17 protein-coding genes are annotated in these 17,827 nt (G+C 67.2%); 2 read left to right on the forward strand and 15 right to left on the reverse strand.

Annotation, left to right across the window (positions count from 1 at the left end; all coding sequences use genetic code 11):
- Nucleotides 1–23: 23 nt before the first annotated feature.
- Complete coding sequence (locus JF781_RS03020) at nucleotides 24–1,133, forward strand: phosphodiester glycosidase family protein (RefSeq protein ID WP_225327305.1); 1,110 nt, start codon at nucleotides 24–26, stop codon at nucleotides 1,131–1,133.
- Here the strand turns inward: JF781_RS03020 and JF781_RS03025 are convergent.
- The 14 genes from JF781_RS03025 to fadD5 all read right to left on the reverse strand — a co-directional run bounded on the left by JF781_RS03025 (nucleotide 1,126) and on the right by fadD5 (nucleotide 16,499).
- Complete coding sequence (locus JF781_RS03025) at nucleotides 1,126–1,791, reverse strand: YoaK family protein (protein WP_225327306.1); 666 nt, start codon at nucleotides 1,789–1,791, stop codon at nucleotides 1,126–1,128. The two genes, JF781_RS03020 and JF781_RS03025, sit on opposite strands and share 8 nt — an antisense overlap.
- A gap of 72 nt (nucleotides 1,792–1,863) precedes the next feature.
- Complete coding sequence (locus tag JF781_RS03030; protein WP_225327191.1) at nucleotides 1,864–2,571, reverse strand: mammalian cell entry protein; 708 nt, start codon at nucleotides 2,569–2,571, stop codon at nucleotides 1,864–1,866.
- Complete coding sequence (locus tag JF781_RS03035) at nucleotides 2,538–3,092, reverse strand: mammalian cell entry protein (RefSeq protein ID WP_225327192.1); 555 nt, start codon at nucleotides 3,090–3,092, stop codon at nucleotides 2,538–2,540. The genes JF781_RS03030 and JF781_RS03035 overlap by 34 nt, the downstream gene beginning before the upstream one ends.
- On the reverse strand, nucleotides 3,089–4,060 hold the full coding sequence (locus tag JF781_RS03040) for an RDD family protein (protein ID WP_225327193.1): 972 nt from the start codon (nucleotides 4,058–4,060) through the stop codon (nucleotides 3,089–3,091). The genes JF781_RS03035 and JF781_RS03040 overlap by 4 nt, the downstream gene beginning before the upstream one ends.
- Entirely contained in the window at nucleotides 4,057–4,746 is a 690-nt protein-coding gene (locus JF781_RS03045; RefSeq protein WP_225327194.1) for an Mce protein, read from the reverse strand. The genes JF781_RS03040 and JF781_RS03045 overlap by 4 nt, the downstream gene beginning before the upstream one ends.
- On the reverse strand, nucleotides 4,716–6,266 hold the full coding sequence (locus JF781_RS03050; protein WP_225327195.1) for a virulence factor Mce family protein: 1,551 nt from the start codon (nucleotides 6,264–6,266) through the stop codon (nucleotides 4,716–4,718). Before JF781_RS03050 ends, JF781_RS03045 begins: the two co-directional genes overlap by 31 nt.
- Nucleotides 6,260–7,423, reverse strand: coding sequence for a virulence factor Mce family protein (locus JF781_RS03055; protein ID WP_255640915.1), 1,164 nt, complete (start codon nucleotides 7,421–7,423; stop codon nucleotides 6,260–6,262). The genes JF781_RS03050 and JF781_RS03055 overlap by 7 nt, the downstream gene beginning before the upstream one ends.
- Nucleotides 7,424–7,440: 17 nt before the next feature.
- Entirely contained in the window at nucleotides 7,441–9,057 is a 1,617-nt protein-coding gene (locus tag JF781_RS03060; RefSeq protein ID WP_225327196.1) for a virulence factor Mce family protein, read from the reverse strand.
- Nucleotides 9,054–10,619: a virulence factor Mce family protein gene (locus tag JF781_RS03065; protein WP_225327197.1), complete on the reverse strand. Its 1,566-nt coding sequence runs from the start codon at nucleotides 10,617–10,619 to the stop codon at nucleotides 9,054–9,056. Before JF781_RS03065 ends, JF781_RS03060 begins: the two co-directional genes overlap by 4 nt.
- Nucleotides 10,616–11,656: a virulence factor Mce family protein gene (locus JF781_RS03070; RefSeq protein ID WP_225327198.1), complete on the reverse strand. Its 1,041-nt coding sequence runs from the start codon at nucleotides 11,654–11,656 to the stop codon at nucleotides 10,616–10,618. Before JF781_RS03070 ends, JF781_RS03065 begins: the two co-directional genes overlap by 4 nt.
- Entirely contained in the window at nucleotides 11,653–12,960 is a 1,308-nt protein-coding gene (locus JF781_RS03075) for an MCE family protein (protein WP_225327199.1), read from the reverse strand. Before JF781_RS03075 ends, JF781_RS03070 begins: the two co-directional genes overlap by 4 nt.
- A gap of 5 nt (nucleotides 12,961–12,965) precedes the next feature.
- Nucleotides 12,966–13,835: an ABC transporter permease gene (locus JF781_RS03080; RefSeq protein ID WP_064938742.1), complete on the reverse strand. Its 870-nt coding sequence runs from the start codon at nucleotides 13,833–13,835 to the stop codon at nucleotides 12,966–12,968.
- A 1-nt stretch (nucleotide 13,836) separates the two neighbouring features.
- Complete coding sequence (locus JF781_RS03085; protein WP_225327200.1) at nucleotides 13,837–14,652, reverse strand: ABC transporter permease; 816 nt, start codon at nucleotides 14,650–14,652, stop codon at nucleotides 13,837–13,839.
- Nucleotides 14,653–14,912: 260 nt separating this feature from the next.
- The gene (gene fadD5 / locus JF781_RS03090; RefSeq protein ID WP_225327201.1) at nucleotides 14,913–16,499 is read right to left on the reverse strand and encodes a fatty-acid--CoA ligase FadD5; all 1,587 of its coding nucleotides are present in this window, start codon (nucleotides 16,497–16,499) and stop codon (nucleotides 14,913–14,915) included.
- A gap of 184 nt (nucleotides 16,500–16,683) precedes the next feature.
- On the opposite strand from fadD5, the gene JF781_RS03095 reads away from it, so the two are divergent.
- A complete protein-coding gene (locus JF781_RS03095) occupies nucleotides 16,684–17,361 on the forward strand; it encodes a GntR family transcriptional regulator (RefSeq protein ID WP_225327308.1) in 678 nt (225 codons plus the stop codon).
- 2 nt (nucleotides 17,362–17,363) lie between these two features.
- Here the strand turns inward: JF781_RS03095 and JF781_RS03100 are convergent, their stop codons facing one another.
- Nucleotides 17,364–17,804 carry an SRPBCC family protein gene (locus JF781_RS03100; protein ID WP_225327202.1) on the reverse strand — a complete coding sequence of 147 codons (441 nt, stop codon included), beginning with the start codon at nucleotides 17,802–17,804 and terminating at the stop codon, nucleotides 17,364–17,366.
- Between the last annotated feature and the right edge of the window lie 23 nt (nucleotides 17,805–17,827).

The following is a 17,827-nucleotide window of genomic DNA, read 5'->3' on the forward strand; positions in this document are numbered from 1 at the left end:
GAGGCTGATGATGTCTCTGTTGCATCCAGATCATGGCCGAAAGGGCTATCGTGCTGACCCGACGCGCCAGCTTCCGCCGGCTGGCGGCGTGCTGCACCGCCCTCGTCGCCTGCTTCACGCTGGCGGTCACCTCCGGGCAGCCGCTGGCGCGAGCCGCTGACGGCCGCGATCTGCTCGCCAACGCGATCGGCAGCACCCGCGGTTCCTACCTGGTCTACAACTTCGGCGCCGGTCACCCCGCGCCGATGCTCAACGCGGGCGGCAGCTGGTATGAGATGAACAACGGCGGCCATCTGATGATCATCAAGAACGCGGCCGGGCGGCTCTCACCGCATCTGCTCGTCGACACGCACCAGGGCGACCAGGCCCGCTGCGAAAACAATCCGGGCGCCCGCACCGGCGAGGGCCTGTGGCAGGCCTCGGAGCTCTACACCCCGCTGCAGGCATGGCAACGCATGGGCCAGCCGACGATCGCGATCAACGCCAACTTCTTCGACGTGCGCGGGCAAAAGGCCGGCTCGTGGCGCCAGACCGGCTGCAGTTCACCGTTGGGCGCCTTCGTGGACAACACCAATGGCCGGGGCCGCGCCAACCAGGCCGTCACCGGCACACTCGCCTATCCCGGCAAGCAGGGTCTGTCCGGCGGCGGCGAGAACTGGAGCGCGCTGACGACGATGATCCTGCCGTCCGGCGGCGCGCCGTATGTGGTGTGGCCCAGGACGAAAAAGGACTACGACGCCGCCACCCCCGTCGTCCAGGACCTGCTCAGCAAGAACGAGAGGTTCGTGGCGGTGTCGGGAATCGGGCTGTTGGCGCCCGGCAACACCGGACAGCTGAACGACGGCGGGCCCAGCGCGGCGCGAACGGCGCTGGCCTACGCGAGGCAAAAGGACGAGATGTACATCTTCGAGGGCGGCAGCTACACCCCGGACAACATGCAGGACCTGTTCCGCGGGCTGGGCAGCGACAACGCGGTGCTGCTCGACGGCGGCGGCTCCTCGGCGATCGTGCTGCGCCGTGACACCGGCGGCATGTGGGCCGGCGCCGGCTCACCGAGGGGATCGTGCGACACCCGACAGGTGCTCTGCGACTCCCACGAGCGGGCGCTGCCGAGCTGGATGGCCTTCAACTAGCTACCGCCGCAGCGTTTTTCGTTGCAGCGGGACCGAACCTGAAGATCAGCAGGCTCGCCGCGATCACCGCCGCTGCCAGCACGAACACCGGAGCAACCGTGAACCTCGACATCGTCGCGCCGACGAACGCTCCGGCGCACATGGTGGCGACGACGCCGATGCGCAGCCGTTGGCGCTCGCCCGTACCGCCGGCCAGCCGGCTGTCCAGGCCGAGGCTGACGATCGTCGACGTCAGCACGGTGGTGGAGAGTTCCTGGATGCCGAACTGGCGCGCGCTCGAGTGTTGCAACCCGAACGTCACGGCGAGGATGCCGATCATGATGAGCGTCGAATTGCGTTGGTAGCGCAGCACTCCCGTGCCGGCCAGGATCGACAACGCCACCAGCAGGACGATTTCGGTGGCCAGCACCGTGGTGATCCACGTCCGCGTCCGTTCACCGAAATGCCGGACCAGCCGCCCGCTGAGCACGGTGGTGCACACGAACGTCGGCAGGGCGACCACGACGGCGGTCAGGTCGATGCTGGTCCTCGGCGCCAGCCAGAAACCGAGGAAGATCACGTTGCCGGTCATGTTGGCGACGAACACGTGGCCGAGCACCAGGATACTGATCGAGTCGGCCAATCCCGTCGCAAACGTCAGCAACAGCAGCGCCGCCACTGTCGATCGTGGTGATACCGGTGAGGTAACCGCCATGGGGTGCAGTCTATTTCGGTGCGGCCCGGTGCAGCGTTACGTTTTCGGTGTGAGATCCAGCGAGGTGATCGTCGTCATCCTGGTCACCAGCCAGTGGCTCTTCGATCGCTTCATGAACAGCCGGTAGGACAGGTATTTCAACGACGGCACGTTCTTGGTCAGCGGGCTGGTGGACGTCGTGTTGGTGTAGATGATCACCACGGCGTTGCTGTCATCGAGCGATTCGACCGCCGCGCCGGTGACGTCGGTGTGGTTGGTGATCTTGGCCTGCTTGTTCGGCGCCACGATGGCGTCGACGAATTTGCGGTACTGCGCCGCGAAATCACCACTGAGATAAGCGGATGCGCGGTCGGCGAGGGTGTCCATGTTTTCCGGGGTGTAGGTCCACAGGGTGGTGATCGCGTTGGCCGCGGTCCGCGCGACGTTGAGTTTCGTTTCGGCGACGGCCCGGTCGGCCAGGTACGGCTGCACCATCGCGCCGGCGAATCCGGCGGAGCCGACGAACAGCACGGCGGTGACCAGCGCGACGATCGCCCACGCCTTGCCCGCCAGCCGTCGCTTGCGCTTGGTGGCCGGCGGGGTGTCGGTGGCCTCGGCGGCTTCGTCGGTGGCCTCGGTGGCCTCGGTGGCCTCGGCGTCGGCGTCCTCCGGTGCCGCAACGGTCGCCTCGGTCGCCTCGTCGTCGGGGGCCTCCGGGGCCTGCGCGGCAGTCAGATCACCTGCTGCAGGTTGCTGATCTTCCACTGGTTACCTTCCTGCGTCGCGGTTGCCGCCCAACGATTGGCATTTTCCAATACCTGTTTCTCATCCGGTGATTTCGTGGTGATGGCCGTGGCCACCATGACATTGGCGCTGCCATCGTCATTCCATCGCTCCAGGCCGGCACCGAGCACGCTGCCCGTGGCCGGTTCGGCCCGGGCGACCTGGAGCAGGATCTCGTTGGCGTTCTTCTCGTACTGCTTGGCGAAATCGCCGGTCGCCTGGGCGAGTACCCGGTTCACGTAGTCGTTGGCGTGAAACGGATCGATGGAGGTGAACTGGGTCATGAAGCCGGTCACGTAGGTGAGCACCTCGCGGTCCCGGGACGCGGCGCGCACCCGGGATTCGTGCGAAACCCACACCAGCGCGCAGACACCGATCGCCGCCACCATCAGCACCGCCGCGACCGTGCTGGCCAGCGGCACCAACCATCCTCGCTGGGGCGGCACCGGGCGCTCGACCAGCAAGGGACGCTCACCCGGCGCGAACTTGCGGCGCGGGCTCATTTGCCGTTCCCGGGCGGTTTCGGCTTGGACAGCACGGTGAGATCGTCGACGCGCCAAGCGTTTCCGCCATCCTTGGCGAAGCTCACCCGCACGGTTGCGCTGATGTAGCGCACCTCGGGTGCCGCGCCGCGCCGACCCTGCATGAACAGCAGCATCGTCGCGCGGTTCGCGGCGGCCGATTCGATCGAACTGTTGGTCACCCAGTACTCGTTGATGACCGGGGTGCCCTTGCGCACCAGGTCCTGCTGGGCCGCCAGCTGGCCGCGGTATTTGTCGGTGGCCAGCGACTGCGCCCGGGTGAAGTCGTCCTGCAGCGACTTGGGGTCATAGGTCAGCATCTGGGCCACGATTTTTGGCCCCTGCGTGGCGATCTGGGCGCGGGTTTGATCGCTCGCCCGCTCCTGGGCGTACACCACGCCGTAGCTCGTCGCGGCACCGCCCAGGCATACCACCGTCGCGCCCAACACCGCGGCCGCGGCCCAGCGCCGGATGTCGGGCGGCGTCCGGTCCGGGTGCAGGCGGCGCACCTCGGTGCGGGCCACCATGTCGGCGAACGTGCGGCGGCGCGAATCCCACAGCGGCCACAGCCATCCCACCACCGATGCGGTGTCGAGCAGGTGGGCGACGTCACGAAGCAGCAGCGTCCACGGACCCGGGGCCGCACCGCCGCGACGCGTCACGGCGATGCCGGCCACGGCGCGGCCCAGGCTCCACCCGGTGATGGTCGGCAGCAGGAGACGGTTGACCAGAACCAGCAACACGACGGCCGCGAGCACGGAAACACATGTCCACCACCACACGCCGCGCGCCGGCACCGTGAACGACACCAACACCAGCGTCGCCACCGCCGCCACGCCGGGCAGCACGTCGACAGCGAAGGCGCCGACGCGAGAATGCCAGGGCGCCAAGGCTTCCCGCGGTGGCTCGGGGACGTCCGTGGGTGCAGTCTGTTCGACCACCACCGTCACTTCGTCACCTGGTCGAGTTTGGAGATCTTGTATTGCCCCTCGGCGAAGGCCATCTTCACCCGCAGGCGGTAGCCGGCCTCGTTCTGATTCTGATCGCTGGCCACCTTGACGCGAAGCGCGACGAGGATGTCGATCGAACCGTCGGGGTTGTTGCGTTCGACCGCCGCGCGCACATCCGACACCTGGACGTGGATGTTCGCGGCCTGGTACGCCTGGATGAGCATGGTGGTGTACAGCAGCGCCTGCGTGCGGAAAGCGTCTGTGCCACAGTCGATGATCTTCTGCTCAGCCGCGGTCATCGCGTTGGTGTCCGGCGCCTGCGTCGCCGTGACGCATTCCACCGCCGCCTTGAGCGCGGTGGCATCGTTGCGGGCGATCACCTGGCTGTCGTGGTGATAACGCAGCGCAAGGTAACCCCCCGCACCGATCGCACCGGCGCACAGCACCAGCACCACGGCGATGGCGGCCAGCCACCCACGCCCCACCCGCGACGGGCCGCGCGGCACGGCCGCACCGGGCGCACTGGGTTCCCCGGATTCCACCGGATCCTCGGTGTCACCCTGCGGATCGGCTTGCTCGGCTCCGCTCTCGGGTGCCGTCGAATCCTCGTCCTTGTCTTCGGGGCTCAACGAATCGTCGTCCGTGTCGATGGGGTTCAGCCGGCTGGTGCCAGCATCTCCTTCCATCCATCGTCTCCTGTTCGGCTCGAGTTCTCGACGGAGTATTTAACCCCGTCTGGCCCCACCAGTTCACCGCTTTGGGGACTGTAGACCGCCGTGGGAGGCCCACCGGGGGTGTAGACACAGGGGTTGGGTTGCTGGCCGTTGCACTGCACCGTACCCGACCCCGGCCGCGACAATGGATCGCTGGTCGGCGGGGGCGTTCCCGCCACCCGGTCCGAGGGCGCGGGGTTCAGCCCGTTGTTGATCGAGGGCGCCGGGATCACCATGCCGGGCTTGACGGGCTGGTCACAGCGCGCGGACGGCGCCGGGCAGGTCAGGGTCTGGTTGGGGTCGCCGTACCAGGGGTTGGTGCCCGCCGGGACGTACGGTTTGGGGTCGCGGCATTCGCGCGGGGTCGCCGCCCGTTTGCCCGGGATGTCGGTGCAGGGGATGTTGCGCGACCCGCGCACGCTGTTGGCCGGGGTCTCCATCGGGATCTTGCAGTAGGTGCCCGTCGGCAGCGGCTGGATGCTGGTGTCCGCCGGGGACCGCCACTCCGAGGCCGGGATGAAGCCGGTCAGGCACGGCGGCGGCTGGTTGATCGACAGCGCCAGGTCGAGCGCGGCCATGTTCGGGAACGGCGCGGCCACGGTCTGGGCGATCGACGCGCCCTGCGGAAGGAACACCAGGACCTGCTCGACGCCGGTGTGGTAGCGCTTGAGCAGGTCGATGACGACCTCGAGATTGGCCAGCGTCTGCGGCAGCGAATCCCGCACGCCGCTGAAGACCTCGTTGACCTGATCGGCCGTCGGCGCGGCCTGGCGCAGCAGGCTTTTCAGGTGCTGGTCCTGCTGCGCGGACTGGGCGCCCAACCTGTTCAGGTTGCGTGCCCAGCGCTCGATGTTGTCGCGCGATTTGACCTGGCTGTCCAGCACCGGGCCGGAGTTCTCGATGATGTCGTTGACGTCGGTGATCTGGGTTTTGAAGTCGCCGACGATCGCCTGGGTGGAGTCGACCAAGCGCTGCAGGGCGGGCCCCAGCCCGCCGACGGATTGCGCGGTCTCGTCGAGCAGTTGCCCGATCTTCTCCTTGGGCAGCACCGACAGGCCGCGGTTCGCCGTGTCCAGCGCCGGCCCGATCTCGGCGGGCACCGTGCCCTTGGTGATGGTCTGCCCCGACGACAGGTACTTGCCGGGGTTTCCGGTCGAGGTGAGGTCCAGGTATTGCTCACCGACGGCCGAGACCGAGTGCACGTTGGCGGTCGCGTCGATCGGGATCTTGTAGTGGCTGTCTATGCTCATGGTCGCCTGGGCGCCGTGCTCGGTCGGCTCGACGTCGGTGACCTTGCCGATGGTGATGCCGCGGTAGGTGACATTGGCCGTCGGATACAGCCCGCCCGACGCGGGCAGGTCGGCCTTGAGCGTGTAGCGGCCGATGCCCATCAGGCTCGGGATCTGCAGGTAGTACACCCCGAGCACGAGCAGCGAGATGACGGTCAGGATCCCGAAGGCGATCAGCTGGCGTCGGATGAAGGGAGTCAGCAATTCCTGTCCCCCCTTTCCACCAGAGGTCCGCCCGGCGCGTCGTTCGGGTTCGGCGTGTAACGCACGTCGGGGATCATCGTCTCGGGGTCACGCCCGAACGACTGCTCGAGTGCCCGCAGGGCTCCCGACAATCCGGTCCCGGTCAGGAACGCGTTGTCGACGGCGCTGTAGGTCAGATCCAGCGTCAGCGAGATGTTGATGTAGTCGCCGCGGAAGATCTTCGGCACCGTGTCGATGTCGAACGGCTGGGTGAGGATCAGCTTCAGCGCGCCGATCAGGTACGGCGAGGCCTTGCCCAGCTCCTTGAGCGGGCATTGCAGCGCCTGCAGGTCGGTGTGCAGCGGCCCCCGCGCCTCCGACAGGTACTGGTCGGCGGCCTGGCTGAGCCGTCCCACCGAATCGACGGCGTTGATCAGCAGGTTTTGGGTGTCGGAGAAGTGCTTGATCAGCGGCGGGATGTCGGTGAGCACCCGGTCCAGGACGTCCGCCCGCCCGCCGACGTAGGTCAGCAGCCGGTTGGTGGAGTCGATGGCGTGGGTGATGTCGTCGCGCTGCGCGTTGAGCTGGGTGGTGAAGGTGTCCAGCTTGCCGAGCAGGGCCCGGATCGCCTCGCCGCGGCCGTTGAAGATGTTGTAGATCTCGTTCTGCAGCACCTCCAGGTTGGGGATGCCGCCGCCGCGCAGGATCAGCGACAGGCTGGCCAGCGTCTGCTCGGTGGTGGGATACGACGACGAGTTCTTCAGCGGGATGGTGTCGCCGTCCTTGAGCAGTTCGGGCGACGGGTTCGGCGGCGAGGCGAGCTCGACGTGCTGCGAACCCAGCAGCGAGGTCTGGCCGATCTTGGCGGTGGCGTTCTTGGGCAGCTTGGTGTGCTTGTCCAGGCCCAGCGTCAGGGTGGCCACCCAGTTCTTCAGGTTGATGGCCTTGATCGAGCCGACGAACACGTCGGCCACCATCACCTTGCTGTTGCCGTTGATCGCCAGGGTGTCGGGCACCTGCACATAGATGGTCATGGATCCCGCCCCGCTGCCGGGGCCGCCCGGAATCGAGACGTTGGAGATGCCCTTCCAGCCGCACGAGCTCAGCACCATCGCGGCCACCAGCAGCACCAGGGTCTGCCATCCCCGGTGGCGGATCCGCTGCCCAATCACTGGCAGACGGTTCGTCGCAGCCCTCACTGGCCACCTCCGAAGTCAGCCGGCGACGCCGGGCCGCCCGCGTTCGGTGCGGGGGCGGCCACCGGTGCCGGTGTCGGCGCCACGGGGCCCGGGGCGACGCCCGGCCCGGGAGGTGGCGGCGGTATCGGAACCTGCGGCGGGTTTTGGCCGATCACTGGCGCGATCGGATTTTCGTCGTAGGCGTTCGGCGGACCCGGCGGGGTCTGCAGGTTCGATTGGACGGGTTCGATGTTGGGGCCACCCATCAGCTCTTCCAGCGACTCCGGGGTCATCAGGCCCGCGGTGATGGGCCCGACCTGCTGGCCCTGCATGCCCGGGGCGACGATCCAGCCGGGCTGGGTGTTGCGGTGCGAGGTCGGGGTGTCCGGCACCCAGATGCCCGGGACGGTCGTGTCCTTGTATCCGTTGGGCGGCTGCAGCCGCGGCTCGGAGTAGGCCACCTGTTTGGGCAGCGTCTCGGCCGTGCTGAACAGGTTCAGGCCGAAGGGCGGGTAGTTGAACTTGATCGCGTCGAGGATCGGCGCCAGGTATTGCGCGCACAGTTCGGCCGACTCCTGATAACCCAGCCGGCTGCCGGCCTGGATCGCGCTGCAGATGAACTGCATCGGGTTCGCGAAGTTGGTGATCGACGGGATGGCGACCACCGATCCGTGCGACGGGTGATAGATCTGGTTGATGTTCGCCGCGGCCGTCGGCAGCACGTGCAGCGCGGTCTCCAAACCGTTCAGCGGGTCCGGTTGCAGCAGCGTGTTCGTCACGGTCGCCAGGTTGTTGACGTCGTAGGTCAGCACCCCGGCGTTCTTGTCGAGCCACGGGCGCACTTCGGTGAGCAGGCTGTCGAACTGCTGGATCGCGTTGGACAGGTCGGTGTCGTTGTGCGCGAGCCGGGTGGTGAAATCGGCCAGGTTCTGGTTGAGGGCGACGAACTGCGCGTCGTCTTGGTGCAGCGCGTTGACGAACAGCGCCAGGCTGCGCACCACCGCGAAGAAGTCGCCGCGGCCCTCGTTCAGGGCGGTCAACGCCTGCGACAGGTTGCTCAGCGTGGTGTTGAACTGCTTGCCCTTGCCGGCCAGCCCGTTGGCGAACGACTCGATGACCTCACCGAACGGTCCCTTGGGCTGCTCGGGGGTGGGTCCCAGTTTCGAGATGATGTTGGTGATGCTGTTGCGCAGCTGGTCCCATTCGACCGGGACCTGGGTGCGCTCTTCGGGGATGACCGCGTTGTCGGCCAGCACCGGACCACCCTTGTACGGCGGCTCCAGCTGGATGGCGCGCGAGGCCACCAGGGTGGGGTTGAGGATCACCGCGGACGCGTTGGCCGGCACCCGGTACTTGTTCTCGTAGTGGAACGTGACCTTCATCTTGTCGCCGGTGGGCTCGATCTTGTCGATCGCGCCGACCCGCAGGCCCATGATCTGGACCTTGTCCCCGGGGTACAGGGCGTTGGCCGCCGGGAAGTAGGCGACCACGGTGTTGTTGGTGAGCTTCTCGTACAGCCGCCAGCCGACGTAGCCGACGACGAGGGCGAGCACGATCACCAGGGACCCGATGATGATGGACGCCCGGGACAGCTTCGGGAGCCGAATGTTGCGGATGTCAAAGATGGTGCTCAATTCTGGCTACCTCCCCCCGCTGCGCCACTGCCTCCGGCTCCGCCGGGGTTGATGAACGGTGCCGGCAACTGGTTGCCCGGCCCGGGCGGTGCCGGGGGACCCGGCGGCAGTCCCGGCGCGAACGTCGACGGCGGCGGCACCGGTCCGGCCGGCGCGAGGTTCTCGGTGCGCGCGCCTGGGGGCGCCTGCGTCGGCAACGGGACGGGCGTTCCCGGCACGTCCGGCGGCGGGTCGCCCGGCCGTCCCGCGATATTGATGCCCGGCGTGGGTGGCAGACCGGCGGGGTTCGGCGGCGACGTCATCACGTCGACCGGAGCCGGGAAGCCCGGCCCACCGAACGGCCCGGACACCGCACCCGCACAGGGCAGCGGGTTGTCGGGCCGGGGCAGCCCGTCGGCCGCCGGCGTGTACGAGCACGGCGATCCCGGTGGGACGGCCGGGCCCGGGTGATCGGGCGTTCCCTCGAGCACCGGGGGCGCCGGCGGCGGCGCGCCGTTGGGGAACCGGGTGCCGTTGGGGTCGGGGAACCGGTAGGCCGGCAGACCGGCGCTGCGCCAGAAGTCCTCCGGATCGATGCCGCGCTTCTTGAACGCCGCATCGACCCACGGCTGGGAAATCTGGTAGAGGGCCAGGTTGTGCAGGACGACCTTGAAGAACGGTCCCGACGCGATGGCCTCGTTCAGGGACGGCAGGAACTTACCGACCTCGGTGAGCCCGTTGGCCAGGTCGTCCTTGCGCTGCACGAGGATGTCGCTGACCGTGCGCAGCTGCTCGAGCACGTGGTTCAGGTTCGGGTTGTCGTTGATCAGGCCCTTGACCTGTTCGGAGAACGCCGCGACGTTGGCCAGCAGGGCGTTGATGGCGCGGCCGCGCTCGTTGAAGGCGGCCAGCAGGGTTTTCGCGTTGACCAACGCGCGGTCGACCTGGTCGCTGCGATCACCCAGGACGCCGGCCACCTGGTTGGCCTGGGCGAGCAGATGCTTGACCTGCTCGTCGCGCTTGCCGATCGTCTCGGAGAACTTGGCCACGCCGTCGAGCGCCGGGCTCAGGTGCGGGTAGGTCTGGTCGATGGTTTCCGACAGCACGTGCAGCGACTGCTTGACGGTGTCGATGTCCCAGCCCTGGGCGGCCTTGGTGACGTCGAAGAAGGCGTCGTAGATCTGATACGGCGTGGTGCTTTGGCCCAGCGGCAGGGACTGGCCGGGGCGCAACGACTGGTTTCCGCGGGTCTCGACGTCGAGGATCTTCTTGCCCAGGATGGTGTCGGTCTTGATCGCCAGCCGGCTCTCGGTGCCGATGGTGTTGGTGCCGACGGAGAACTTCAGCCGGATGTGGTCGCCGTCGATCTTGAGGCCCTCCACCTTGCCGACGTCCAGGCCGGCGATGCGGACTTTGTCGCCGGTGTTGATGCCGCCGGAGTCGGTGAACTGGCCGTAGTAGCTGGGCCGGGCGAACAGCATCGGGACGCTGGTGAAGCTTTGGCCGACGCCGATCACCAGCACCGTCACGACGATGCCCATCAGCCCGATGCGGACCCTGTTGGGGGGTTCCAGTGTTCTCATTGCGGCGTGCACCTACCCGTCGGCTGCTGGAACAACCGGACCGTGCGGACCGGGCCGCCGGCCTGCAGACCGTTGATCTTGAGGGTGATGTCGCAGGCGTAGAAGTTCACGAAGTCCCCGTAGGAGCCGATGGCGCGTCCGATCATGTTCAACGCGCCCGGCACCTTCTTCAGGTAGTCCTGCAGTTGGTCTTGCTGGTCGATCAGCGGCTGCTGGACGGCGTCGAGGTAGTTCAGGGTCTTGTGCAGCAGGCCACGGTCCTCGGCGAGCAGGTCGGCGACGGTGCCGGCGGCGTTGCTGATGTGCGCGGTCCCGCCCGCCAGCTGGTCGCCGTGGTTCTTGAGGCCGGTGATCAACACCTCAAGCTTGTCGACGGTCTGGTCGAACTGTTGCCGGTGCCGGACCGTCGTGTCCAAGACGATGTTCAGGTTCTTGATGACGTCGCCGATCGCCTGGTCGCGCTCCCCGAGCTGGCTGGTCAGCTGCGCGGTTTGGTCGAGGATGTCGTTGATGGTGCCGCCCTGGCCCTGGAACACGGTGACCAGCGCGGTCGCGATGGTGTTGACCTTGTGCGGGTCGAGCGCCCGGAACAGCGGTTTGAAACCGCCGATCAGGGCGTCGAGGTCGAGCGCCGGCGTGGTCCGCGACAGGGGGATGAACCCGCCGGGCGGCAGGACCTTGTCCGCGCCCTCGCCCTGACCGCGCTTGATCTCCAGGTAGCGGTTCCCGATCAGGTCGAGGTAGCGGATCTGGGCGGTCGTCGACTGGTACAGCGGGATGGAGCGGTCGACGTTGAATTTCACCCGGGCGCGCTTGCCGCCGTCGACCAGCTCCACCTTGTCGACCTTGCCGACCTCGACGCCCGAGGCGCGGACGAACTGGCCCGCGCGCAGGCCGCTGACGTTGGCGAACTCCGCCGAATACCCGCTGGTGCGGTCGAAGCGCATCTGACCGAACACCACGAAGATCATCGCGGTGAAGATCAACAGCACCACCGAGAAGATGCTGAGCCTGGTAATGGTTCCGGAGATTTTCATGGGTTGATCGTGTTATCCCCTACCTGGCGGCCCCAGACGTACTCGATCGCGTACGGCGATCCGGTGTCCAGGTGGTTGTACGGCGCGAGGCTGTTGCCGGAGTCCATGACCAGCTCCGGTGCGGGCCACAGATCGTGAGTGAGCGGCTGCCAGCAACCGGGGGCGCCGCCGGGGCCGCCGCGGGCGTTCACGCGCGGCAGGTTCTCGGGCCAGACGTAGGGGTTGGGTGCGCCGCCGACCAAACCGGCCGTGGCGCCGAGTCCCAGCGTCAGCGCGGCGACGGCGACCAACGAGAGCGGGTTGGCGATCAGCCCCAGCCCGGACAGCGCCTGGGTGTGGCTGTTGAGCGAGTAGCCGTTGCCGCCCAGGAACGAGGCGGCCTTGGGCTCGATGTCGTGGTAGTTGCGAAGCGTGCAGAACAGCTCGGGGCTGTAGGTGTCGAGCAGCTGGGCCGTCGGCACCAGATCGGCGGCGCCGCGGGCGAGGTACGGTCCGCCCTTGGTGAACAGGTCCGCCCCGGTGTTGCCGAACCCGGCCGCCGACAACAACGCCTGATCCAAATCCTTTTGCTGCGCGTTGAATGTGCGCGAGGTGACGACCGCGTTGTTCAAGAAGTCGAACAGATCCGGCGACGCGTCCGCATACGTGTCCCCCAACGCCGCCAACTGCTGAATATCCTTGCGCGCCTGCGGCATCCGCGGGTTCACATCGTCGAGCAGCGCGTTGGCGTTCACCACCGACTGGCCGAACTTGTCCCCCAGCCCGGCCAATGACTGCGCCGCCGCGCTCAACGTCAAATTCAGCTTGACCGGATCGACCTTCTGCGCGATCGAGGTGATCGTCTGAAACAGCGTGTTGATCTCGGTGGTCACCGAACGCGCGTCGAGCACGGTGTGCGACGAGATCTTCTGCGGCGACGGGTTGGCCGGGGTCGTCAGCGACACGTACTTGCCCCCGAAGACCGTCGTCGCCTTGATATCGGCATTCACATTCGACGGGATCAGCTTGAGGTACCGCGGATAGACCTCCAGGGTGAACTTCGCCGCCGGCTTCCCGTCGCGCACGGTCTCCGCGATGCTGCCGACCCGGCCGATCTCCACCCCGTTGTAGGTGACCTTCGACCCCGGATCCATCACCAGGCCGGCCCGGGCGGCCAGCATCGTCAGGTTGGTCTTGGGGGTGAAGTCGCCGCGGAACTGCCCGTAGACGAACCCGAGGACCAGCGCTGCGATCACCAGCGCCGCCAACCCGACCCACTTGTAGGGCGGGGTCCGCTGGGCGTTGGTCTGGATCGGCGCTGACATGGCGGTTACACCGTGAGCGCGAAGTTGGGGTTGACGCCATAGAGCGCCAACGCGGCGGCCAACACGACAACCTGCACCGACACCAGCGAGAAGCGCATCGATCGGCCGACGGCCTCACCCACGCCGACCGGCCCGCCGCCGGCGTTGTAGCCGTAGAAGCAGTGGGTGATCATGACGACCGCGGTGATGATGATGGCTTCCAAGAACGACCAGAAGACGTCGTCGGGGCGCAGGAACGTCCGGAAGTAGTGCTCGTAGGTGCCGTTGGATTGTCCGTAGAGCACGGTCGTGGTGATCTGCGGCGACAGGAACGACATGATCATCGCCAGCGCGTAGAGCGGGATGATCACCACCAGCCCGGCCATGATCCGGGTGGTCGCCAGGAACGAAATCGACTTGATGCCCATCACTTCCAGCGCGTCGATCTCCTCGCTGATGCGCATCGCGCCCAGCTCGGCCGTCGCGCCGGCGCCGACCGTGGCCGCCATGGCGATGCCGGTGACGACGGGCGCGGCGATGCGCACGTTGATCAGCGCGGCGAAGAACCCGGTGAACGCCTCGACGCCGATGTTGCCCAACGAGGCGAACCCCTGGATCGCGACCAGGGAGCTACCGGACAAGGTCACGAAGCCGACGATGGCGACGGTGCCGCCGATGACGGCCATCGCGCCGGTGCCCATGCCGATCTGGGCGATCAGCCGCAGGGTTTCCTTGCGGTAGTTGCGCAGCGCGTGCGGGATGTGCGCCAGGGCGACCCCACCGAACCACGCCATCTGGCCGATGTCGTCGAGCCCGCGCGCCGCGGCGAGGCCGTAGCGGTTGAGATTCTCTGCCGCCCGCGGGAAGCGGGAGCGAAAGACGGTGGTCGTTGACATGTCAGTGCCCCGTCCCGAATCGCACGCCGATCGTGGTCAGCACGACGTTGACCGCGTAGAGCGCGACGACGCAGAGCACGACGGTCTCGTTGACGGCGGTGCCCAGGCCCTTGGATCCGCCGCGCACCGTCAGCCCGCGGAAGCAGCCGACCAGTCCGGCGATCAGGCCGAAGACCGCGGCCTTGACCGTCGCGATGACGACCTCCGGCAGGCCGGTGATGGTGGTCAGGGTGGCCAGGTACGCGCCGCCCGACACGTTCTGCAAATAGACGCCGAACAGATAGCCGCCGACCAGGCCGACGGTGATCACCAGGCCGTTGAGCAGGGTGGCGACCAGGGTCGCGGCGATCACCCGGGGCACCACCAGCCGGTGGATCGGGTCGATGCCGAGCACCTCCATGGCGTCGATCTCTTCGCGGATGGTGCGCGCGCCCAGGTCGGCGCAGATCGCGGTCGAGCCGGCGCCGGCGACCACCAGCACCGTGGTCAGCGGGCCGAGCTGGGTGACCGCGCCGATGGCCGCGCCGGCACCGGACAGGTCGGCGGCGCCGAACTGCGCCAGCAAGACGTTGAGGGTGAAGATCAGCAGCACGGTCAGCGGGATCGAGACCATGATGGTCGGCAAGAACGCCACCCGCATGATGAACCAGCACTGCAGGATGAATTCGCGCCACTGGAAGGGCCAGCGGAACAGGGCTTTCCCGGTGAGCACGCACATCCGGAAGAACCCGCCGACAAGCTCCAGCGGGGTTTGCAGTTGATCGCGCACATAGCCGACCAAGTAGGGGCCCCGTCGACTAGTCGACGTCGAAGTCACCGCTGCCCCCTCTGGCCGTCACCGCGCGCCGTCCGACGCCGCGGCGGAACATATAGCACGCCCCCTCCTCGCCCCGACTCAACGTCTGTGACCATCGGCTCCCTACTGGCAAGTAGTAACGGAGACCACAGGAATGTACCCGATGGCCAAGCACGTGTGAACCGCATCTGCACAATTAACCCTTCGCCAACGACTGGCAAACGTTACAGCTCCTGCCACATTTCCTCTCTGGTCCTAAAACCTCTTGCCCTAGAATGGATTTAGTCGATTTTTGCGGCTCCGTAACGGATCCGTAGCTCAGTTTTGAGCACCTTGCCGGCTGGGTTGCGCGGTAGCGCGTCGACGATCTCGAGGGCCTTCGGGTGCTTGTAGCGCGCGAGCCGCTCGGTCAGGAACTCGTCCAGCTCGTCGAGCCCTAGCCTGTCCCCCGCCACCGCGGCGACCGCGATCGGCACCTCGCCCCATTTGTCGTGGGCGCGGCCGATGACGGCGACTTCGACGATGGCGGGGTGGCTGGCCAGGACGTTCTCCACCTCGGCGCAGTAGATGTTCTCGCCGCCGGAGATGATCATGTCCTTCTTGCGGTCGACCACCCACACGTAGCCGTCGGAATCCATCCGGACCAGGTCGCCGGAGTGGAACCAGCCGCCGGCGAACGCCTCCGCCGTCGCCTCCGGGTTGTTCCAGTAGCCGCTCATCAAAGTTGGTGCGCGATAAACGATTTCACCGACCTCGCCGATGGGCACGTCGTTCATGTTCTCGTCGACGACCCGGGCGGCCACCGTCGGGATCACCTTGCCCACCGAGCCGCGCTTACGGATGGCGTCCTCGCCGAGCAGCATGCAGGTGACCGGCGACATCTCCGTCTGGCCGAACGCGGCCAGGATCTGGGCGCCGGGGAACGTCGCCGACATCTCGCGCAGCAGGGCGTCGGGCGCCGGCGCGGCGCCCCACGAGATCACCCGCAGTTTCAGGTCGCGCGGGCGCGCCTTTTGCTCGGCGCAGACCGCCTGCCACTGCGCGGGGACCAGAAAAATCCCGGTGACCTTTTCTGCGGCAAGCACGTCGAGGAGTTGCCCGGGCTCGAACGCGCCGAGCGGGTAGATGACCGTGGGGATGCCGAGCAGCACCCCGGTCAGCATGTTGCCGATGCCGGCGATGTGGAAGAAGGGCACCCCGATGAACCCGACATCGCTGTTGATGTCGGCGCCGTTGGTGTACAACCCGGTCATCGTCTGGCCGGTCAGGTTGGTGTGGGTGAGCACGGCGCCCTTGGGGCGGCCGGTGGTGCCCGAGGTGTACATGATCAGCGCCGGCGAGTCGTTCGGGATGTCGACGGGTTGGTGCGACTCCCCGGTCTCGTTGACGAGGTCTTCGTAACCCAGCACGTTGTCGTCGGTCGCGCCGCCCGCAACCACGATGGTGCCGAGCAGCGACTCGATGTCGCGCACGCCGGTGGCCACCGGGGCGAGCACCGATTCGGTGATGATCACGCGCGCTTCGCAATCCTCGACCAGGAAAGCGATTTCGGCCGCGGTCAGGCGGAAGTTCAGCGGCACGGCGATGGCACCGAGCATGTTGATGGCCAGCACCGACTCGACGAACTCGGTGCGGTTGAGCATCAGGATCATGACCCGGTCGCCGAAGCCGACACCCCGGCGGCTCAGCGCGTCGGCCAGCGCGGCCACCCGGCCGCGCAGTTCGCCCCACGTCAGGGTCTTGCCCAGGAACCGCAGCGCCGTCGCCTCCGGCTGCATCAGCGCGTGCCGCTCCAGTTGATTGACCCAGTTCTGCCGCCGGGACAGGTACGGCTGCTGTGTCAGATGGTCTGCCAATTGCGCGGTCAAACTCCACACTTCCCTTCACTCGCGCACCGCTTGCGCCAGGTTGATATTTGATAAAACATAGTGTTGTGTGGGTCACACTATGGCTTTGACGGTCCACTGACAAGTCCTCGACAAGCCGCATTTACAACTCGAACCCCGTCCCGCCACGTCACTGAAAGTCCTGGCAGACCCCGTGAACGCACCGATGTCCATGCAGCCGAGGAGCCGGCGGCCGCTGCGGCGGGCTCAGCTGTCCGACGAGGTCGCGGGCCATCTACGGGCGTCGATCATGTCCGGCGCGCTGCGGCCGGGGACGTTCATCCGCCTGGACGAGACCGCGGCCCAGCTCGGCGTCAGCGTCACCCCGGTGCGGGAAGCCCTGCTGAAGTTGCGCGGTGAGGGCATGGTGCAGCTGGAGCCGCACCGCGGTCACGTCGTGCTGCCACTCACCCGCCAAGACATCGAGGACATCTTCTGGCTGCAGGCCTCGATCGCCAAGGAGCTGGCGGCCGCGGCCACCGACCACATCACCGACGCCGAGATCGACGAGCTGGATCGCATCAACGATTCGCTCGCCGCGGCGGTCGGGTCCGGCGACGCCGAGACCATCGCGGGGATCGAGTTCGCGTTTCACCGGGTCTTCAACCAGGCCAGCGGCCGCATCAAGCTGGCGTGGTTCCTGCTCAACGCCGCCCGCTACATGCCGGTGCTGGTGTACGCCGCCGATCCGCACTGGGGCAAGGCCGCCGTCGACAACCACCGGAAGCTGATCGCCGCGCTGCGCCACCGTGACACCGCCGCGGTGATCGAGCACACCGTGTGGCAGTTCACCGACGCGGCGGCCCGGCTGACCGAGATGCGCGACCGCACGGGAATCTTCTGACGCTAGGTCGCGGCCAGCTGCTCGGCGCGCTGCTTGAGGCTCTCGGCGAGGTGGTCGAGGACGTTGTTGAGCAGTTGCTTGACCATCGGCGCCGGGACCGGCATCGACGTCTCGACGTCGAGGTCCACGGTCAGCAGGCTGGAGGCGCCCATCGCCACCACGGAGAACAGCTGCTCCTGCTTGGTGAACAGGTCGCCCTGCTGCAGGACGGTCTGGATCTGGTTCTCCCCCGGGTAGTACACGGCCTGGATGAACATGCTCTGCATGCCTTGGTAATCGGTGTCGAGCCGCAGCTGGCTGGGCCGCCCGTCGTCATAGCGGGCCAGCACCCAGAGACCCTTGATCTCCTCGTTCCACTGCGGGTAGGCCTCGAAGTCGCCGACGATCTTCATGATCAACGCGGCGTCGGCACCGATTTCGACGGTCTTGCTCAACACTGGCATGCGCGCAGCATATCGGGGTGAGC

The sequence above is a fragment of the Mycobacterium sp. WUMAC-067 genome, assembly GCF_020217485.1.
Taxonomy (GTDB): domain Bacteria; phylum Actinomycetota; class Actinomycetes; order Mycobacteriales; family Mycobacteriaceae; genus Mycobacterium.

What these genes read in the sequence shown, in the direction of transcription:
- JF781_RS03035 (WP_225327192.1), bottom strand. Translation starts at nt 3,092, where the DNA reads ATGAGCCCGCGCCGCAAGTTCGCGCCGGGTGAGCGTCCCTTGCTGGTC.
- JF781_RS03045 (WP_225327194.1), bottom strand. Translation starts at nt 4,746, where the DNA reads ATGGAAGGAGATGCTGGCACCAGCCGGCTGAACCCCATCGACACGGAC.
- JF781_RS03065 (WP_225327197.1), bottom strand. Translation starts at nt 10,619, where the DNA reads ATGAGAACACTGGAACCCCCCAACAGGGTCCGCATCGGGCTGATGGGC.
- JF781_RS03070 (WP_225327198.1), bottom strand. Translation starts at nt 11,656, where the DNA reads ATGAAAATCTCCGGAACCATTACCAGGCTCAGCATCTTCTCGGTGGTG.
- JF781_RS03075 (WP_225327199.1), bottom strand. Translation starts at nt 12,960, where the DNA reads ATGTCAGCGCCGATCCAGACCAACGCCCAGCGGACCCCGCCCTACAAG.
- JF781_RS03080 (WP_064938742.1), bottom strand. Translation starts at nt 13,835, where the DNA reads ATGTCAACGACCACCGTCTTTCGCTCCCGCTTCCCGCGGGCGGCAGAG.
- JF781_RS03095 (WP_225327308.1), top strand. Translation starts at nt 16,684, where the DNA reads ATGTCCATGCAGCCGAGGAGCCGGCGGCCGCTGCGGCGGGCTCAGCTG.
- JF781_RS03100 (WP_225327202.1), bottom strand. Translation starts at nt 17,804, where the DNA reads ATGCCAGTGTTGAGCAAGACCGTCGAAATCGGTGCCGACGCCGCGTTG.